The following is an 18,815-nucleotide window of genomic DNA, read 5'->3' as shown; positions in this document are numbered from 1 at the left end:
ACTTCCTCTATTTAAAATGCATAGCGCACGGTCAGTTTGACTGTGCGCATCGGGCCGGTAATGGCGCCCGCGGTTCCCAGCTTGACGTTGTCGCCGCCAAGGTAATTGGGGTTTTTGGTGGTCGGGCCGCCGCCCCAGGCATCGTAGGCGGCGTAGTTGACCGTGTTGAACACGTTGAGCACATCGAAGCGCACCGACACCTTGCCGAAACCGACGCCGACATCCTTGGCCATGGCCACGTCGACGGTGCGGAACGAGCCGCCGTCGCCCTTGCGCGAGACGCAGTCGTTAAAGCCTTTGGCGCAGTCGGTGATCCGGTACGGCAGGCCGCTGCCGAGCGTCAGTTTGGACGAGAGCATGATCCCATAGGGCAGCAGGCGGTCGCTCATCCCCGCCACCACCAGGCGGTGGCGCTCGACGGTGGTCGACGGATTCCACGAATAGGCGTACCGGCCGTAGGTCCAGTTGAACATGTCGTTGTTCCACTCCTTGTTGGTGGTCTCGCCCTCGGAGTAGGTGTAGGTCGCGGCCAGGCCCCATCCCGAAGCGCTGGAAAACGGCTTGTCGCCTTTCAGGTACGCGGACGAGGTTTTTGCCTGCGAGATGAAGTCGCCCAGGATCAGGGTGCCGTAGCCCGGCACGGAGCTGAACATTGGGTCGATCGGGCTGGCATTGCCCCAGCCGCCGTTGACATCGCGGTTACCGCCGAACCAGTTGAACTGGTTGCGGCTGCGCGACACGGTCGCGCCAAACTCGGTATTCCACGCGCCCAGCGCCTGGCGCACGCCGGCGCTGAACTGGTCGGTGTACGGCAGCTTGTGTTCACTGCGGATCAGCCAGATCTCGCCGCCCGGCTGCGAGTTCTTTTGCAGTTCGTCCAGCGCCACGTTGGCGATGGTGCGGTCGTAGGCGCGTCCGGCGCCGGCAAAAAACACCGTATTGCTGTCGCCGAAAAGGTCGTACGACATGCCCACGCGCGGCTGCCACGCATCCTTGAACGACTTGCGGTTCGAGCCGGTGCTGATGTAGTCGCCGATGGTTACGCCGCCCTTGGCCAGCGACTGCGCATAGGTCTGGCCGCTAGGGGCGCCCGGGCGCGGGTCCTGCTTGCCGAACAGGCCCGCGCGGTCGGCTGGCGTGACGTAGCTGTCGTTGAGCATATTCGTCTCGTAGTCCCAGCGCATGCCCAGGTTCAGTTCGAGCTGCTTCGTCACTTTCCAGTCGTCCTGCAGGTACACGCCGTACTGGCGGTCGGTGTAGCTCACGCCCGTGGGCGCCAGGGCGCGCGATATTTCGAAGACCTGCGGAATGCCGGTCACGTTGTCGATCATCTCGCGCCGGATATCGATGGCGTTCGAGGTGCCGTACAGCTTGAAGTCGACCTTCTTGATCTTGGCCCCGCCCTTGATCGTGTGGCCGGCAAGACCGGTCCAGGTCACGCTCTCGCTCAACGAGAGCCCTTTTTGCATGCGGTCCTGGGCATCCGGCGAGCCGCCGGTAAACAGCACGTCGACCACGTTCTTGGTCTCGTTGCTCGGCGAGACCACGTACTTCACGTACGGCGTCGATTGCAGCGCGCTCGGATTCCAATGAAATTTTTCGTAGCCGATGCGCGCTTCACTGAGGAAGTCGCCGCGTGAAAACTCGTGTTTCAGGTCGAAGCGCGTTTCATCGTTCTTGCGGTCCTTCTCGTTGCCGGGCAACGACAGCTTGAAGTCTTCCGGCACCAGGTCGTTCTCGCGCCGGATGCGGGTGGTCAGCTCGATCAGGTGGTCTTCGCCGATGCGGGTCGTCAGTTTGCCAAGCACCAGGTCTTCCTTGAACTTGGCGGTGGCCGATCCGGCCTGCGCCAGCAGCGACGGCACGATGCCGGCGTTGGGCAGCAAGTCCTGGCGCTGGGCGACGACCTGGCGCGGCGTGTCGATCCGCTTGCCTTCGTACGCGATGAAGTAATGCATCACGTCTTCCTTGATCGGCCCACCGAGCGTGGCTCCGTACTGCTTCTGCGAGTAGCGCGGGCGTTCCACGCCGTCGGCCTTGTTTTTCTTCTGGAACGGATCGTAGGCGGTCAGGTTGGCGCCGGTGCGGTCGAAAAACACATCGCCATGCAGTTGGTTGGTGCCGGACTTGGTGATCGCCGTGATCGCGGTCGAACTGACCTGGTCGAATTCGGCCTTGTAGTTTTGCGAAACCACCTTGTACTCGGCCACCGCCGATTGCGGGAACGGGTTGCCGCGCGAGGAGTCGAGCCCGGACATGCCGCCGCGCAGGATGTAGTTCTTCTGGCCGACGCCGTCGATGAAGACGTTCACGTTATCCTGGTTCTGCGCCCCGCCCTGCAAGGTGCCGTAGCCGGTCTTGGCCTCGACATCGAAGCGCACGCCCGGCGCCAGGTCGGCAAAGGCGAGGAAGTTGCGCGACACCTGCGGCAGGCTGTCGATCTGCGCGCGCGACACGCTGGTGCCGACTTCCGAGGTCTTGACGTTGCGGCGCTGGGCCGAGCCCAGGATCACCACCTGCGCCATGTTGGCCGAATTGGCCGGATCGGCCGCCCCCACCGACAGGTCGAGCGAGGCGGTCTGGCCGATCGACAACGTGACCTTTTCGGTGCTCTGGCCGCCGACCTTGATCGCATACTCGCCCGGCGGCAGGCCGGTGAGCACGTAGCTGCCGTCGGCGCCGGTGCTGGTGCGGTAGTTGTAACCGGTGGCCGTGTTGCTGGCGACGACCGGCGTGGCCGGCGCCGCGGGCGCGCCGCTCTGCGTGATTTGTCCCTTGATGGTGGCGCTGCTTAACTGCGCATGCGCCGGCGCGGCGGCCAGCATGGCCACCGTCGACAGTCCCACCAATGCCCTGCGCAGTTCGCGCACGCCTGCTTTTATCTTCATGCATTTCTCCCGTTGTTTTATAGTTGTTTGCTACCGCTTGCCGTTTTCCGTCACGCCCTGCGCATGTGCGCCGCACGAGCGCCGCACCACCAGTTCGGTTTGCACCACCTGCACGGTTTTTTTCGTCCCCTGCGGGTTTTCAATTTCGAAGGCCAGGCATTCGAGCGCGCGGCTGCCCATTTCGGTGATCCGCACCCGCACGGTGGTCAGCGGCGGCGTGACGAAGCGCGCCGTCGGCACATCGTCGAAGCCGACCAGCGCAATATCGCGCGGGACCACCAGGCCGCCCTCGCCCAGCGCGAACAGGCAGCCGATCGCCATCATGTCGTTGGCGGCGAACACCGCGTCGGGCAGGCGCTTCAAGGCGCGCAGCTGCTGGCCGGCGCGATAGCCCGATTCCTCGCCAAAGTCGCCGCGCAGCACTTGCGGCTCGAACGGCGGCGCGCCGGGCAAGAGGCGCGCCATGGTCTCGCGAAAGCCGCGCAAACGTTCTTCGGCGTCGAAGTTGTCGGCCGGGCCGGCGATCATGACGATGCTGCGGTGCCCCATCTCGACCAGGTGCTGCACCATGTCGGCCGCGCCGCCGTGGTTGTCGACCGCCAGGGCCGAACAATCGTGGCCGGTGGCGCGCGTATTGACTAGGACGATCGGCAGATTGCCCGCCAGGTTGTCGGCCAAAAAACCGGCATCCACGTGCGGCGACATGACGACCAGGCCATCGACCCGGCCGCTCATGGCGCGCATGGCCAGCGCCGCTTCGCCGGCGTCGCCGTGCGAACTCGATACCAGCAAGTGCAGGCCGCGCCGGTGCGCCGCCATGTCGATGCCGCGAATGAGCTCCGAAAAGAACTCGCCATGCAGGTCGGGCAGCACCACGCCGATGGTCTCGGTGCGGCTGGTCGACAGGCTGCGCGCGCCGCTGTGCGGAATGTAGCGCAAACTGCGCGCCGCGGCCAGCACCAACTGGCGCGTTTCGTCGGTGACGGTGTCGCTGCCGTTGAGCGCGCGCGACACCGAGGCGACCGACACATTGGCCGCCCGCGCCACATCCTTGATCGTTACCGCCATAAAAACACCACGCTTTCATTCGTCCCGCATAAAACCCCGGTAACCGATTACATTTTTCCTAATGTACCGCAATCGAGCTCAGCACACCGTGGTTTTTATGTAAATTTTTCACCAAAAAATGCCTGACTTCTGGTCGAAATTTTATTCTTTACACAAAGATGTCATGTAAAATTTAACTGGATGTAACCGCTTACATTGCGCCGACCCTATGCACACCACCGTACCCTGCCCATGACTCCGATCCCCTTCAGTCCCGCCGCCGGCGCCCGCTTCCTCTCCAACGGCCATTTGCGGGTGCTCGTCACGGCTGCCGGGACCGGCGCCACCGACCTCGGCGCACATGCGCTGACGCGCTGGCAGGGCGACCCGGTGGAAGACGGCGACGGTTACTTTATCTACCTGCGCGACATCGACAGCGGCGAGTTCTGGTCGGTCGGCGCCCAGCCCTGCGCGGTTGCCGGCGCCCGCTATGGCTTCGGCAGCGACGATGGCGGCGCGTGGCTGTCGTGCCGTCACCTCGGCATCGAAGCGCGGCTCGACATCGTCGTCGCGCCCGAGACCGACGTCGAACTGCGCACCCTGACCTTGCGTAACACCAGCGCGCGCGCGCGCCGCATCGAAGTGACCAGCTATCTGGAAGTGGTGCTCAACAAGCGCGCCGCCGAAGCCGCGCACCCGGCATTCTCGAAACTGTTCGTGCAGACCGAATCGGTTCCCGCCGCCGGCGCGCTGCTGGCGCGCCGGCGTCCGCGCGGCGCCGACGACGCCTGTATCTGGCTGGTTCATGCCGCCAGCGGCGGCGAAGACGCCGGCATCGAGACCGACCGCAAACGCTTCATCGGGCGTGGCCGCAGCCTGGCCGCCCCAGGCGCGCTGGCCTCAAACGCGCCGCTGTCGGGAACCGCCGGCAACGTGCTCGATCCGTCGTTCAGCCTGCGCCGCAACGTGGTGCTCGAACCGGACGCGAACGCCGTCATCGCCTTTACCCTCGGCGCGGCGCCCGACCGCGACGCCGCGCTGGCCCTGCTGGCCAGCGCGCCAACGCCGGAACTGGCCGCGCGCATGGCGGGCGAACGGCGCGCCGCGCTGCTCACCGCGCTGGCGCTCGATACCGAACAAGGCGCCTACGCCGAAGCGCTGGCCGCCGCCATTTTGTATGGCGAAAGCGCCCTGCGCGCAGCTGGCGACGCGCGCCTGTCCACCGACAGCCTGCCCGACACCCTCGGACTGCCCACGGACCGCGTGCTGTGCGTGGTCAACGCCATCGGTCCGCGCGACCCGCACGCGCAAGCCTTGCTGGACGCGGCGCGTTACTGGGATGCGCTGGCCCTGCCGCTGCACCTGGTGCTGGTCGGCGCGCAAGCCGACTGGCCCGCCTTGCCAGGCCCGGTCACCCTGCTCGACCCGATGCAGGTCGACAGCGCCGACCTGGAACGCGTGGCCGCGCAGGCGCGCATGGTAGTCAAGGGCGAGCTGCCGGCGTTCGGGCCGCGCGCCAGCATCCTGCGCCCTCCGCGCCCACCGCACCGCAAGCACCCGCAAGACGACGCCGAACCGGCGCCGCTGCAGTTCTTTAACGGCGACGGCGGCTTTTCCAGCGACGGCAAGGAATATGTGATCCGCCTGGCCTGGGATGGCGCCGCGGGCCTCTCGCGCCCGCCCCTGCCCTGGACCAATGTGATCGCCAATGAACAGGTGGGCGTGCTGGTGAGCGAAACCGGCGCCGGCTACACCTGGAGCCGCAACAGCCGCGAACACCGGCTCACGCCCTGGTTCAACGACCCGGTGCGCGATCCGCACGGCGAAGCGCTGTATGTGCGCGACGAAGACGACGGCAGCTGGTGGTCGCCCATGCCCGGTCCGGCGCCGGCAGCCGCCAGCTACGAGGCGGTGCACGGCTTCGGCTACACCACCTTCCGCCACGCCAGCTATGGCCTGGAGCAGGAATGCACGGTGTTCGTGCCGCGCCACGACCCGCTCAAGATCGTGCGCATCCGCCTGCGCAATACCGAGGCGCGCAGCCGCACGATATCGCTGTTCTCGTACCAGCAACTGGTGCTGGGCAGCACGCCGGCCGACAGCGCGCGCCATGTATGCACCACCTGGGACACGGGCGTGCTGCTGGCCACCAACCGCATGGCCGGCCCGTTCGCCGACGGCGTCACCTTCGGCGCGCTGATCGCGCCGCCGGCCAGCGCCAGCTTCCACAGCGCCGACCGCGCCGCCTTCATCGGCACCCAGGGCACCACCGCGCGTCCGGCGGCGCTGGGCGAAGCGCGCCTCGACGGGCGCACCGGTCCCGGGCTCGATCCATGCGCCGCGTTCCAGGCGCGCCTGACCATCGCCCCCGGCGAAGAGGTCGAATTTGCCGTACTGCTCGGCGAAACCACCAGCGCCGACGACGCCCAGGCGCTGGTGCGGCGCTATCGCGCCAGCGCGGCGGTGGAGCAAGCGCTGGCCAAAGTACGCCAGTTCTGGCACGACACCGTCGGCGCCATCGAGATCGCCACGCCGGTGCCGGCGATCGACCTGATGGTCAACGGCTGGCTGGCCTATCAGAATTTGAGCTGCCGCATCTGGGGGCGCTCTGCCTTTTACCAGTCGGGCGGCGCGATCGGCTACCGCGACCAGTTGCAGGACGCCAGCGCCCTGATCTACACCCTGCCCGAAATGACGCGCAAGCAGATCTGCCTGCACGCGGCGCACCAGTTCACCGAAGGCGACGTGCTGCATTGGTGGCATCCGGCGCCGCTGGAAAAGGGCTTGCGCACGCGCTTTTCGGACGACCTGCTGTGGCTACCCTACATCACCGCTTTCTACCTCAAGTCCACCGGCGACTGGAGTGTGCTCGATGAAGTCGAGGGCTTTCTCACGGCCCCGCTGCTGGAAGATGGCGAAGACGAAGTCTTCCTGCACCCTGAACCGGCCGGCACCAGCGCCGACGTGTACGAGCATTGCTGCCGCGCGCTGGACCGCTCGCTGACGAAAGGCGCGCACGGCCTGCCGCTGATGGGCACCGGTGACTGGAACGACGGCATGAGCCGGGTCGGGCGCGAGGGCCGCGGCGAGAGCGTGTGGATGGGCTTTTTCCTGTTCCGCATCATCAAGGACTTTTTACCGGTGTGCGAGCGGCGCGGCGACAGCGCGCGCATCGCCGCCTACGGCGCTTACCGCGACCACCTGGCCATGGTGCTCAATGGCGAAGGCTGGGATGGCCAGTGGTACCGGCGCGCGTTTTACGACAACGGCGCGGTGATGGGCTCGAGCGAGAGCGACGAATGCCAGATCGACGCGCTGGCGCAGGCCTGGTCGGTGATCTCCGGCGCGGCGCCGTTTGACCGCGCGGAAATGGCGCTCGATGCCATGGAAGAGCGGCTGGTGTCGGACGCGGATGGCCTGATCCGGCTGCTCACGCCGCCCTTCGTGCACACCGCGCAAGACCCGGGATACATCTTGGGTTACGTGGCCGGCGTGCGCGAAAACGGCGGCCAGTACACGCACGCGGCCTGCTGGGCGGTGCGCGCGGTGGCCGAAGCGGGCCGCAACGAGCGCGCCGCGCAACTGCTCGAAATGCTCAGCCCAATCAGCCACGCCCTGACCCCGGAGGCGGTGGCGCGCTATCAGGTCGAACCGTACGTGATCGCGGCCGATATCTACGGCGCCGATCCGCACGTGGGGCGCGGCGGCTGGACCTGGTACACCGGCTCGGCCGGCTGGGCCTACCGGGTCGCGCTCGAATCGGTGCTCGGCTTCACGCTCGAAGGCGGCGCCGCGATCCGCATGAAGCCGGTGGTGCCGGCCGCATGGCCGCGCTTTAGCATCCGCTACCGCTTGCCGGACGGCGCCACCAGTTATCACATCGAGGTGATCAACGACGCCATCGGCGACGGTTCGCTGGTGGTGGCGGCCTCGCTCGACGGCCAGGAAGCGCCGATCGAGGACGGCGCGGCCATGATCCCGATGAAGGCCGACGGCGCGCAGCACCGCGTGGTCGTCGTGCTGCGCGCGGCCTGAGATGGCAAGGGTCCAGCTGACGGGCATCCGCAAGTCGTATGGCGCGCAGGCGGTGCTGCACGGGATCGATCTCGATATCGGCGATGGCGAATTCATCGTCTTCGTCGGCCCGTCCGGCTGCGGCAAGTCGACCCTGCTGCGCGCCATTTGCGGGCTGGAAGACATCGATGGCGGCGACATCCTGATCGACGGTGCGCGCGTGAACGACGTGCCGCCGGCGCAGCGCGGGCTGGCCATGGTGTTCCAGAGTTACGCGCTGTATCCGCACATGAGCGTGTACGAGAACATGGCGTTCGCGCTGAAACTGGCGGGCAAGCGCAAGTCGCAGATCGACGAGGCGGTGCGCAAGGCCGCCCAGACCTTGCAGATCGAAGCGCTGCTGCAGCGCCGGCCCAAGGAACTGTCCGGCGGCCAGCGCCAGCGCGTGGCGATCGGGCGCGCCATCGTGCGCCAGCCGGCCGTGTTCCTGTTCGACGAGCCGCTGTCGAACCTGGACGCCTCGCTGCGCGTGCAGATGCGCATCGAGCTGGCCAGGCTGCACCGCACCCTGGCCACCACCATGATCTATGTGACGCACGACCAGGTCGAGGCGATGACCCTGGCCGACCGCATCGTGGTGCTGCGCGCCGGCCGCGTGGAACAGGTGGGCGCGCCGCTCGAGCTGTATCACCGGCCCGACAACCTGTTCGTGGCCGGCTTTTTGGGTGCGCCGCCGATGAATTTTTTACGCGGCGAGATCCGCCAGTGGAACGCCGGCCAGGCCGTGGTGGCGCTGGCCGGGGGCGCGCAGCTGATGGTGTGCGTGGCAGAGAAAATGGCGCCGGGCGCGCACGTCACCCTGGGCATGCGCCCGGAGCACATTGCGCCGCATGTCGCCGACGGCATCCCGGCGACCGTGTTTGCGGTCGAACGACTGGGCGAAGGCAGCTATCTGTACGCCACGGTGGTCGGCAGCGCCGAGCAGGTGGTGGTGCGGGCCGACCCGGACGCCAACTGGGAGGTGGGCCAGTACCTGCTGCTCGGGGCGCCGCTGGCGCGCATTCACGTGTTTGGCGAAAACGGCAGGCGCTGTCCGCCTGCGGGCGAGCCCAGGACCGGCGAACTTGCACCTGCTTGCGCATGAGCGATTTTTGATCTAAGCTCGCCCTGTCGAAAATGGTAGACCGGTGTGGTGAGCCCCGGTCAGCCTGCCGCACCCGCGGCGGGCAAACAATCCAGCCCATGGGGGCCGCGGACCGCGACGGAAGGCGGACCTGCGCCGTTTTTCCGTGACGGCGCCGTCTCGACCCGGCTTTTCTCCTCCGTTCGGAATACGCCCTGTCCTTCGCCGTGCCTGCGGCAGCTCACCACAAGGACGTACCATGCAAAACCATTTCCTCTCCCACGACAGCGCCGTCTTGATCATCGGCGGCAGCCTGGTCGGCCTATCAGCCGCCTTGTTCCTGGCGCGCCGCGGCGTCGCCACCATCGTCATCGAAAAACACCACGACAGCGCGCCACATCCGCGTGCGATGGGCTTCACCGAACGCACCATGGAGCACTACCGCGCGGCGGGCATCGGCGAGCGCATTGCGCAAGTGCCGCCCCAGGCCCGCCTGCGCCGCGTGCGGGCCGATTCGCTGACCGGCGCCTGGCGCCAGGAGACCGAATGGACGCCCGGCGAAACGCAGGAGCGGCGCGCCAGCGCGTCTCCCTGCGGCGGCGCGGCCATCGCCCAAGACAGCCTGGAACCGATTTTGCGCAGCGCAGCCACGCAGCAAGGCGCCGACCTCCGGCTGGGGCACGAACTGCTCGCCTTCCAGCAGGACGGGGAAGGCGTGACGGCGCAGGTGCGTGTACGCGCCAGCGGCGCCGTGGTCACGCTGCGCGCCGTTTACCTGATCGGCGCCGACGGCGCGGGCAGTCCGGTCCGTACTGCGCTGGGCATCGAACGCCAGGGCATCGGCCACCTGCGCACGCTGCGCAGCATCCTGTTCCGCTGCCCCGGCGCCGAACCCTACCTGGCGCGCGGCATCACGCAGTTCGACATCGAGCAGCCCGGATTCAAGTGCTTCCTGACCACCTACGGCGACGGCCGCTGGGCGTTGATGTTCGACGAGACGCAGCCCGTCGGCGACGACCTGGTGGAACTGGTGCGGCGCGCGCTCGGCCAGGACCTGGCGGTCGAGGTGCTGGCCACCGGGCGCTGGGAGCTTGCCGGCCGCATCGCCGATCGATTTTCGCAAGGGCGCGTGTTCCTGGCCGGCGACGCCGCCCACCAGCTGCCGCCCACCCGTGGCGGTTTTGGCGCCAATACCGGCATCGACGACGCAGCCAACCTGGCATGGAAGCTGGCCATGGTCGTGCAGGGACACTCGTCGCCCCTGCTGCTCGATACCTACGACGAAGAACGCCGCCCCATCGCCTGGCTGCGCCACCAGCAGACGTTCGCGCGGCCCGACTATGCCCAATGGGCCAAGGGGGCGCCGGAGCACGAAGCGCTGTTCGGCAATGAAGCAATGGAGCTGGGCCAGTTGCAGCGCTCCGCCGCCATCCTCGGCGCCGGAGCCGCGCTGCCAGCGGCCGCGCACCCCGATCAATGGGCCGGCCAGCCGGGAACACGCATCCCCCATGTGTGGGTCGAGGCCGGGGGACGTACGCTGTCCACGCTGGATCTGGCCACGGACGGCTTCACCCTGCTGGCGCGGGACCGCAGCTGGATCGACGCCGCACGCGCGCAGACGGGGCCAGCATGGCCGCTGCGCGCCTTGCAGGTCGGCGTGGATATCGTTTTCCCGGCGGACGCCAGCTTCGAGCATCGCTTCGGCGTCGGTGCGGAGGGGGCTGTGCTGGTGCGCCCGGACGCGCTCATCGCGTGGCGGGCAAGCCGGCTGGCTGCCGATCCGGCCCGGACCCTGGACGACGCGATAAAGCAGGTGGCGATGCTCGCTTAAGCACCATGCGGCCAGGTACAAGAGCGCGCTTGCCTGGCCCAGGTGCTGCCCGGGTTCCGTTTGCAGTTCACCTGCTTCTGGACGAACTTAACAGCCCCGTGACGGACCAGCATGTCTGCGCCGATGGAGAAAGAGACGCTGGCGGGGGCAGCCGCACGCCTGCCGCAACTTCGTGCCACACTGTCAGCTTGGCAACTGATGCGTGACAGGAATATCAACGATGTGGACTGGCGTACTGTGCGGCCTGCTGGCCGGCGCGATGTGGGGCATGGTGTTCATCGTGCCGGAATTATTGGCGGCGTTTTCGCCGGTCGAACTGGCCGTGGGCCGCTACATCGCCTACGGGGCGATTGCCACCGGGCTGATGCTGCCGCGCCTGCGTGGCCTGTTGCAGCGGCTCGACCGCAGCGACTGCGGCGCGCTGGTGCGCCATGCACTGGCCGGCAATATCGTCTATTACATGCTGCTGGCGCTGGGCGTCAAGCTGGCTGGGGTGGCGCCAACCTCGCTCATTATCGGCTTGCTGCCGATCACCCTCACCCTGCTCGGCCGCAAGGATCATGGCGCCATTCCCATGTCGCAACTGGCGCTGCCACTGCTGGTGGTGGGCGCCGGTATCGCCTGTATCAATATCGATGTGTTCCTGCACGCGCGCGCCAGCGGCGCCAGTCTTGGGGCGACCTTGCTCGGGGTGCTGTGCGCGTTCGGCGCCCTGCTGTGCTGGAGCTGGTACGGGCTCGACAATGCGCGTTTCCTCAAGCGCAACGCGCATTTCAGCAGCGCGGAATGGTCGGCCCTGTACGGCATGGCCAGCGGCCTGATCGCGCTGGCGATCGGCGCAGTTGCCTTTGCCATTTGGCATGGCGACGTCACCGGCGCGGCAGGCGCGGCAAGCGGACGCAACTGGACAGTGTTCTGGATCACCAATGCCTTGCTGGCGCTGGGCGCCTCGGTCATCGGCAACCATTTGTGGAATATCGCCAGCCGGCGCGTGCCGGTGACCCTGTCGGGGCAGTTGATCCTGTTCGAAACGCTGTTCGCACTGTGCTACGGCTTCGTGTATCACCGCCAGTTTCCACGGGTGCTGGAAAGCGCGGCGATTATCTTGCTGGTGGCTGGCGTGGTATGGGCCGTGCGGATGCATGCGGTTCAACCCACGGCGACAGTGGGGTATAGTCCCGATCACATTGGGTAGTAAACATGCATAAAGGACCTGAAATGAGCACTCCCGGGCGCAAAAGCGCATCTGCCTTGGCATCACTCGCACTCATGATGCTGATCGCTTCAAGCGCCAACGCGCTGCCGCCACCGACAGTACCGGTCATTAAGTCTGTCGTCGTCGCGCCGGACCGGTCCATCCTGGTGCACATTGCGCTCAGGGGGTATAACAAAAGTACCGACGGCGGCCTGACATGGCGTCACTCCTGGGACAATGAATATGCATGGCAGCGATTCGACCATGAACATGAATTGAAACTCGACAACAAGGGCGCCCTTCCGCTCGGACACGGCACGGCTGCGGTTCCCGCGCCCGGCCCGCATGCGTCGATCGGGGAAATGCATTATTCGTGTTTCAATTCTCATCTTTACCGGAGCTCGAATAGCGGGACGAACTGGGTACGCGCATCAGATCTGCCCGCCGGCGCCTCGCAGTGCAGCAACCTGGTTGAAGATGGAACATACTTTTATTCGATCACGTCCATCGGTATCATCCGCAGGCCGGCCCAGGACGGCGCGTGGAAGTTGCTGAGCGTCCCCGATGTCAAACAGGCAGACAGGCTGATGACGAGTCAAAAAGGAATCGTGGTCGCGAACGTGCACGATATAGATCAGCGCAAGTACAGCTACCTCAGCGAGGACCGTGGCAATACCTGGAAAGAAGTCATTTTCCCTTCAAAAACCCCACACGAAACCTGGTGCGGGGTAGTGGGCATTGCCGGCGAGGAGATCTTTGCCCGTTGCGGGTCAGCGCTTTTCAGCAGCAAGAACAACGGTCGCGACTGGAGCAGCGCCGACGCCGGCTTGCAGACGGACACCACGCCCCCGGGCAGGGCGATCATTATCGAACAGGTACTCGATGGCGGCGACGGCGGGGTGTATGCCAGTTCGCCGAATGCCTTATTCAAACGCATGAACGCTGATTCTACGTGGAAACTCCTGCCGCTAAGAGTCAATTGATAGCGTCCCTACCCTTTCCTGCCGCAGGTTCCGTGGGTGTCGGCGCACACCAACGCGCCGATCGCTAGCGCCGCTGCTGGGTCTGCTGCTGCAGCGACAGGCTCAGCTTGCCCAAGTCTTCCTTGCCCAGCATCGGCAACAGCGAAACCAGATGCGCCAGGGTCGAGCTGCCGCTCAGTTCCAGCTCGGACGACTGCACCAGCACGGTACCGGCGCCGGTAAAGTCGACCTGCTTTTCCTCGCCCGACAGCGTCAAGCCGCTCAGCGCCCCCACCGTCGACACAAATCCGGTGACGTGCGCGTAATCGTAGCGGTACGACGGACTCGGACAATCGGCCCAGCCCAGCACGGCCTGTTCATCCACCCTGCACGGCAGTTCCAGAAAGTGCACCGGGCCGTTGGACGAGGCAATCACCTTGCCGGTCCCGAGCAGGGTGAGGTATCCCGGCAGGGTCGATTCCTGGCAGATGACGTTCTTGGAAAAACCCAGCAGGTTCTTGGCGCGGATCGTCATGTTGGCCGCGTCCAGGTCGTAGCAGGCCAGGTCGTTGCCGTTGTCGCCCAAAATCAGCTGGCCCTGCCCCTGCGCCACCACGAAATTGTGGATGTACTTCGGCGCATTGAACGCGCGGCGGGCCAGCATCTCGACCACGCTGCTGCCCATGGCCTCGAAGCTCAGGTTGCCGTAAAAGGCGATCATCTTGCCTTTGCGGATGAAGATCTGGTCGGTCACGTCCACCACGAAGGCAAACCGGTTCAGGTTATCGTTCCTCGGCAAGTTCGCTGGATTGTAGATTGTCATGACTTACCTCTCGCTCGCTTGGATGTAGACCGTGCCCTGCCCGGTGAATTTGACTTGATACGACTCGCCCGAGGCCTGGCCGACGAAGGTCTTCCAGTTCAGGTCGGTGATGATGGACGAGCTCAACTGCCCGGTATGGCCGATGTAGGCTTGCGGATCGACGCACACAGGCACATCGTGCGTGACCGGCAAACCGATCGCGTTGCCGTCCGACAGGATCGCCACGTCGCCCGTGCCCTGGAAAGTGCTGGTGAACAAGCCCTGCCCCGACACCGCCCCGCGCGCAATGCCCTGGATGCCGCCCTGGTTGCCGAGGAACATGGTCCCAGCGGTCATGCGCGCGTCGAAAGCGAGCACATTCTCGCTTTCCACGTACAGCGTCTCCCCACGCACCGGGATGATGGTGACGAACAGGCCGTCGTAGGCGTAGTAGACCGAGCCGCGGCCCCTGGCCAGCATCAGCGAGTAGCCCTCGTTGGTGGCGGCGCGCATGGCCATGCTCTCGACTCCCTGGCCCGCCAGGAAGGAACTGCTGAAGGCGACCTCGCCCTGGTACGAAATCATCGCCCCCTTCTTGGCGAAGACTTCTTCGTTATTGAGTTTGACCTCAATCATCTTTTCATTGATCTGCTGGTACGCCGGCATGGCATTCTCCCACTAAATTCGATTGTTCAAGAGCGCTGCGCGCCACCCGGTCAGCGCTCAGCGGGCTGGATGAAGACCACGCCCTGCCCGCTGAACTTGTGCTGGTACGATTCGCCCGACGACTGGCCGACCATGGTGCGCCAGTTGACATCGAACACGAATTCCTGGGTGATATTGCCCTTGTAACCCACAAAGGCATCCGGATCGACGCGCAGCGGGTTGGCGGGCGTCACTTCCAGCATGATCAGGTTGCCGCGCGAGATGACGGCGATGCTGCCCTGTCCCTCGACCGTGGTGCTGAACAAGCCCTGGCCCGAGACCGCGCCGCGCAGGCCGGCGAAACTGGTGCCGGTCTTGAGCGAGGTGTCGTAGGCGAGCAGGCTGCTGCTTTCGATGGTCATTTTTTCGCCGGACAAGGGAATGACGGTGATTTCGGCCGCATTCTGGGCGAAGAACACCGTGCCGGTGCCCGAGGCTTGCATCAGCTGCATGCCCTCGTTGGTCACCTTGCGCTTGAGCGCGCCGAAGATGCCCTCGCCGCCAAGAATGGATTTTTCGAATTTGATGGTGCCGGTATAGGCGACCATGGAACCGACAATGGCAAGCACCGTTTCTTTTTGAAGGGTCACTTCCAGCAGGCGATCGGAATTGTTACGGAAACTGGTCACGGCATACTCCTGACAAAGGCGGTCGCGGCGCGCGCGCCGGCAACCAGAACGTTCCATTCTGGTTGGGTCGGGCATGCGTGTCAAGACAGCAATCGGCCAGGCGCGCGCTGCCCGGATCAGTCGTAGCGCGAGCGCGACCGGTGCAGGATGCCGGAATCGCTGCTTTCGCGCGCATCCTTGATGCGGAAATCGGATGCCGGGCTCACGCCCGAGCGCTCGTCGTCGTTCTTGTGGCGCTGGTCGCGCTCGCGCTCGATTTCGCGTTCGATGCGCGACGCTGGCCGGGGATCGGGTTTGGTGGTTTTCATGTCAGACGCTCCGGCACGATGGCGGTGGCGATACGGTCAGGACGCGAAACGGGCAAAGCGCGGTTTTCATGATTTCTTTCGGTTAAAAAGTTACTGCATGAATCCAGTATGCGTACCCGTGCCCGCCGCGTATGTTCGGCTCATAACACAAGAGACCAAAAGTTTTCACCCGCCGATCCTAATAGGGCTTGCCGGGCAGGCCCAGCCGGATCTGCCAGAGCGCGCCGGCGCCCGTCATGAACAAGGTCTTGCCGTCGGCGCCGCCGAACGCGGCGTTGGTGATGTTGGCATCGACCTTGATCACAGCCAGTTCCTTGCCGGCCGGCGAAAACACGCGCAGCCGCTGCGCCGCATGCTCGGTCACGTACAGATTGCCCTGGCAATCGACGCTCATTCCGTCCGGCACCGCCAGGCCGCCGACCAGGTCGCGTCCCTTGCCGGGCACGCCGCGCACCAGGGAATAGGCGCGCAGCACGCCATGCTCGCCGCCGCCGCTGACATACAGCATATCGCCCGCCGGCGACAAAGCAATCCCGTTCGGATTGGCGAGCCCGCCGTCGACCACCGTGACCTTGCCGCCGGGCGCCACCCGGTACACGCGGGTGGCGTCCTGCCCGCCCGGGGCGGCGGCGCGCTGGAAGGAGGGATCGGTGAAATAGATCGTGCCGTCGGCGGCGATAGCGATATCGTTGGGCGAGTTGAAGACCTTGCCCCGGTAGGCGCCGGCGACCAGGCTGCGCTTGCCGCTGATTAGGTCGAAGCGCGATACGCCCTTGAACTTGTGGGTGCCGGCGACGAGGTTGCCGCGCGCGTCGACCGCCAGGCCATTGCTGCCGCTATCAGCGATCGCGGTGCCCAGCGTGCCGTCCGGGCCGAGGCGCAGAATGCGCGAGGGAAAACCGGGGCCGAATGTGAAATGGGAAAAATACAGCGCATCGCCGATCCAGACCGGGCCTTCGTACAGGCCCGCTTCGGCGCCGGCCGGCGTCGTGCCGGGCACGCGCGTGGCGATCAGCTCGCCGCTGGGCGCCACGCCGCTGCAGGCGGGGGGCGCCGCCGACACCTGCGCCAGCGGCGCGCACAGCAGCGCCGCGATCAACAGGCGCAGGGTTGGCGCGGCCGCCCCGCGTGGGGAAAAACAGCGTGGCGTGGTCGGCATCGTCGGTCGTATCCCTGGTAGTGTTAGCGCTATCAATGCGGAAATTGTAGCAGCCTTCCGCGCGCGCGGGCCGGCTCGGCGCGACTCGCCTATACTTCACGCATCGCCCTGTCGCACCGTGCGCAGCGGCACTTGAACAGCGAGGAAATATGGAACGTGTACACCCGGCCGGCGCCGGCGCGAGCTTATCGCAGGAGCACCTGGCCGAATTGAAGCAGGCCAGGCACCTGCTCGAGCATCCCGGCTACGTGGCCCGCATCACCGACGTAATCGGCATGCCGCTGGAAGCGGCGGTCAAGGCCCTGCCCGCTTCCTGGAGCGGCAAGATCGCCTCCGTCACCAACACGTCGCTGACCAAATGCCTGAAAGTGGCCAACGCCACCCTGCGCCCGACCGGAACCTCATCCTTCCCCAAGCTGCACAGCGCGGCGGTGGCCTTGAGCGGCGCGGCCGGCGGCGCGTTCGGCATTGCCGGGCTGGCCGTCGAGTTGCCGGTGTCCACCGTCGTCATGCTGCGCTCGATTGCCGATATCGGCCGCGCGCACGGCGAAGACCTGGCCTCGGGCGAGGCGCAACTGGCTTGCCTGATGGTGTTTTCGCTGGGCGGCAAGACGGCCGACGACGACGCCTCGGATGCCGGTTATTACGCGGCGCGCGTCGCGCTGGCGCAAGCCATGGCGGACGCCACCGCGTACCTGGCCAAGCATGGCATGGCGAGCGAAGCGGCGCCGGCGCTGGTGCGCCTGATTGCGCAGATCGCCACCCGCTTCAACGTGCACGTGTCGCAGAAAGCGGCGGCGATGATGGTGCCGATCATCGGCGCGGCCGGCGGCGCACTGGTCAACACCTTGTTCATCAACCATTTCCAGGACATGGCGCGCGGGCACTTCACGGTGCGCCGGCTGGAACGGCTGTACGGCCCGGAAGCGGTCAGTGCCGCCTACCGGCAACTACAGGACTGATCCGCAGGCAAGGTGCGCGTACTGTTGACTGGCGCACAGACCGGCGCCGACCGCGACAGGCAAAGTACGTCCACGACAGCCATTCATCCACCTGCCGCAGGACACACAATGCCTTACAACCGCACCGCAATGCCGCATCGCATTTCCACCCACACCGAACCGGGCACGCCCGGCTGGGGCAGCATTGCCCTGCTCGCCGCCGCCGCAGGCCTGGCCGCGTCGATGGTCTACGTGCACGCCAAAAAACGCGAAGCCGAACAAGCCAATCCCGCGCAAGGCCAGGTGATCGAGGTCGATGGTGTCCGTTTGCACTACCTGGAACGTGGCGAAGGATCGCCGTTGGTGCTGCTGCACGGGAATGGATTGCATTCGGATGACTTTGCGCTCAGCGGCCTGCTCGACGAGGCGGCCGAATCGCACCGCGTGATCGTATTCGACCGGCCCGGATTCGGCCACAGCGAACGCCCGGGCGACACCAGCTGGACGCCGGAAGCCCAGGCGCGCCTGATCTACAAGGCCTTGCGCGCGCTGGGCGTGGAGCGCCCGGTCATCGTCGGGCATTCCTGGGGCGCCCTGGTGACGCTGGCGCTGGCGCTGGACTACCCGCGCTACGTGCGCGCCATGACGCTGGTATCGGGCTATTACTATCCGACGATGCGCCTGGACGCGCCGCTGGCCGCCGCGCCTGCCCTGCCGCTGCTGGGACATGTGTTAAGAAATACGCTAGCGCCGCTGCTTGGACGGCTGATGTGGCCGGCCCTGGCGCGGCGCATGTTCGGCCCGGCGCCGGTGCCGGAGCGCTTCGCTCGCTTTCCCGCATGGATGTCGCTGCGGCCGGCGCAACTGGGCGCCAGCGCCGCCGAAAGCGGCATGCTGATGTCGGCTGCGGCGCGCCTGTCGCAGCGTTATGGCGAGCTGCGTTTGCCGATTGCGGTGCTGGCCGGTTGCGACGACCAGGTTGTCAGTGCCGAGGCGCACGCGGTGCGTTTTCACAAGGATGTTCCGCACAGCGACCTGCAGCTTGAAGAAGGCTGCGGGCACATGCTGCATTACGCCCATCCGGACGCGATCATGGCTGCGGTAGCCCGGCTTGAAGTCGGGGCACGCGCGGGCTACGCGCATATTCCCGGGTGGGCTCAGCAAGATACGGGGGCGACGCTGCATTAGGCAGCGCCGCGCCGAACAGTTTT

14 protein-coding genes are annotated in these 18,815 nt (G+C 66.0%); 7 read left to right on the top strand and 7 right to left on the bottom strand.

The window, feature by feature from the left end; translation table 11 throughout:
• Nucleotides 1-11 precede the first annotated feature (11 nt).
• The gene (locus F0185_RS26140) at nucleotides 12-2,888 is read right to left on the bottom strand and encodes a TonB-dependent receptor (protein WP_167229478.1); all 2,877 of its coding nucleotides are present in this window, start codon (nucleotides 2,886-2,888) and stop codon (nucleotides 12-14) included.
• Nucleotides 2,889-2,918: 30 nt separating this feature from the next.
• On the bottom strand, nucleotides 2,919-3,956 hold the full coding sequence (locus F0185_RS26135; protein WP_167229476.1) for a LacI family DNA-binding transcriptional regulator: 1,038 nt from the start codon (nucleotides 3,954-3,956) through the stop codon (nucleotides 2,919-2,921).
• Between the two features lie 231 nt (nucleotides 3,957-4,187).
• Here F0185_RS26135 and F0185_RS26130 point away from each other — a divergent pair, with 231 nt between their 5' ends.
• From F0185_RS26130 to F0185_RS26110, 5 genes are all read left to right on the top strand, one after another.
• Nucleotides 4,188-7,970, top strand: coding sequence for a GH36-type glycosyl hydrolase domain-containing protein (locus F0185_RS26130; protein WP_167229474.1), 3,783 nt, complete (start codon nucleotides 4,188-4,190; stop codon nucleotides 7,968-7,970).
• A 1-nt stretch (nucleotide 7,971) separates the two neighbouring features.
• Entirely contained in the window at nucleotides 7,972-9,093 is a 1,122-nt protein-coding gene (locus F0185_RS26125; RefSeq protein WP_167229472.1) for an ABC transporter ATP-binding protein, read from the top strand.
• Nucleotides 9,094-9,331: 238 nt separating this feature from the next.
• Entirely contained in the window at nucleotides 9,332-10,903 is a 1,572-nt protein-coding gene (locus F0185_RS26120) for an FAD-dependent monooxygenase (protein WP_167229470.1), read from the top strand.
• A 220-nt stretch (nucleotides 10,904-11,123) separates the two neighbouring features.
• Nucleotides 11,124-12,098: a DMT family transporter gene (locus F0185_RS26115; RefSeq protein WP_167229467.1), complete on the top strand. Its 975-nt coding sequence runs from the start codon at nucleotides 11,124-11,126 to the stop codon at nucleotides 12,096-12,098.
• 23 nt (nucleotides 12,099-12,121) lie between these two features.
• The gene (locus tag F0185_RS26110; protein ID WP_167229464.1) at nucleotides 12,122-13,081 is read left to right on the top strand and encodes a beta propeller repeat protein; all 960 of its coding nucleotides are present in this window, start codon (nucleotides 12,122-12,124) and stop codon (nucleotides 13,079-13,081) included.
• Between the two features lie 64 nt (nucleotides 13,082-13,145).
• On the opposite strand, the gene F0185_RS26105 is transcribed toward F0185_RS26110, so the two are convergent.
• The 5 genes from F0185_RS26105 to F0185_RS26085 form a co-directional block, all read right to left on the bottom strand.
• Entirely contained in the window at nucleotides 13,146-13,883 is a 738-nt protein-coding gene (locus F0185_RS26105) for an AIM24 family protein (protein WP_167229461.1), read from the bottom strand.
• 3 nt (nucleotides 13,884-13,886) lie between these two features.
• The gene (locus F0185_RS26100; protein WP_167229458.1) at nucleotides 13,887-14,528 is read right to left on the bottom strand and encodes an AIM24 family protein; all 642 of its coding nucleotides are present in this window, start codon (nucleotides 14,526-14,528) and stop codon (nucleotides 13,887-13,889) included.
• 50 nt (nucleotides 14,529-14,578) lie between these two features.
• Nucleotides 14,579-15,196: an AIM24 family protein gene (locus tag F0185_RS26095; protein WP_370664068.1), complete on the bottom strand. Its 618-nt coding sequence runs from the start codon at nucleotides 15,194-15,196 to the stop codon at nucleotides 14,579-14,581.
• A gap of 116 nt (nucleotides 15,197-15,312) precedes the next feature.
• The gene (locus tag F0185_RS26090; protein WP_167229452.1) at nucleotides 15,313-15,504 is read right to left on the bottom strand and encodes a hypothetical protein; all 192 of its coding nucleotides are present in this window, start codon (nucleotides 15,502-15,504) and stop codon (nucleotides 15,313-15,315) included.
• Between the two features lie 178 nt (nucleotides 15,505-15,682).
• Entirely contained in the window at nucleotides 15,683-16,663 is a 981-nt protein-coding gene (locus F0185_RS26085; RefSeq protein WP_167229450.1) for an SMP-30/gluconolactonase/LRE family protein, read from the bottom strand.
• A 149-nt stretch (nucleotides 16,664-16,812) separates the two neighbouring features.
• On the opposite strand from F0185_RS26085, the gene F0185_RS26080 reads away from it, so the two are divergent.
• Nucleotides 16,813-17,625, top strand: coding sequence for an EcsC family protein (locus F0185_RS26080; RefSeq protein WP_167229447.1), 813 nt, complete (start codon nucleotides 16,813-16,815; stop codon nucleotides 17,623-17,625).
• Nucleotides 17,626-17,733: 108 nt separating this feature from the next.
• Nucleotides 17,734-18,792 carry an alpha/beta fold hydrolase gene (locus F0185_RS26075; protein WP_229477192.1) on the top strand — a complete coding sequence of 353 codons (1,059 nt, stop codon included), beginning with the start codon at nucleotides 17,734-17,736 and terminating at the stop codon, nucleotides 18,790-18,792.
• The last annotated feature ends 23 nt before the right edge of the window (nucleotides 18,793-18,815 follow it).

It is taken from the genome of Massilia rubra, from assembly GCF_011682065.1.
Lineage (GTDB): Bacteria > Pseudomonadota > Gammaproteobacteria > Burkholderiales > Burkholderiaceae_D > Telluria_A > Telluria_A rubra.
The sequence above is the reverse complement of the archived record's forward strand: the minus strand, read 5'-3'. Positions and strand labels throughout refer to the sequence as shown.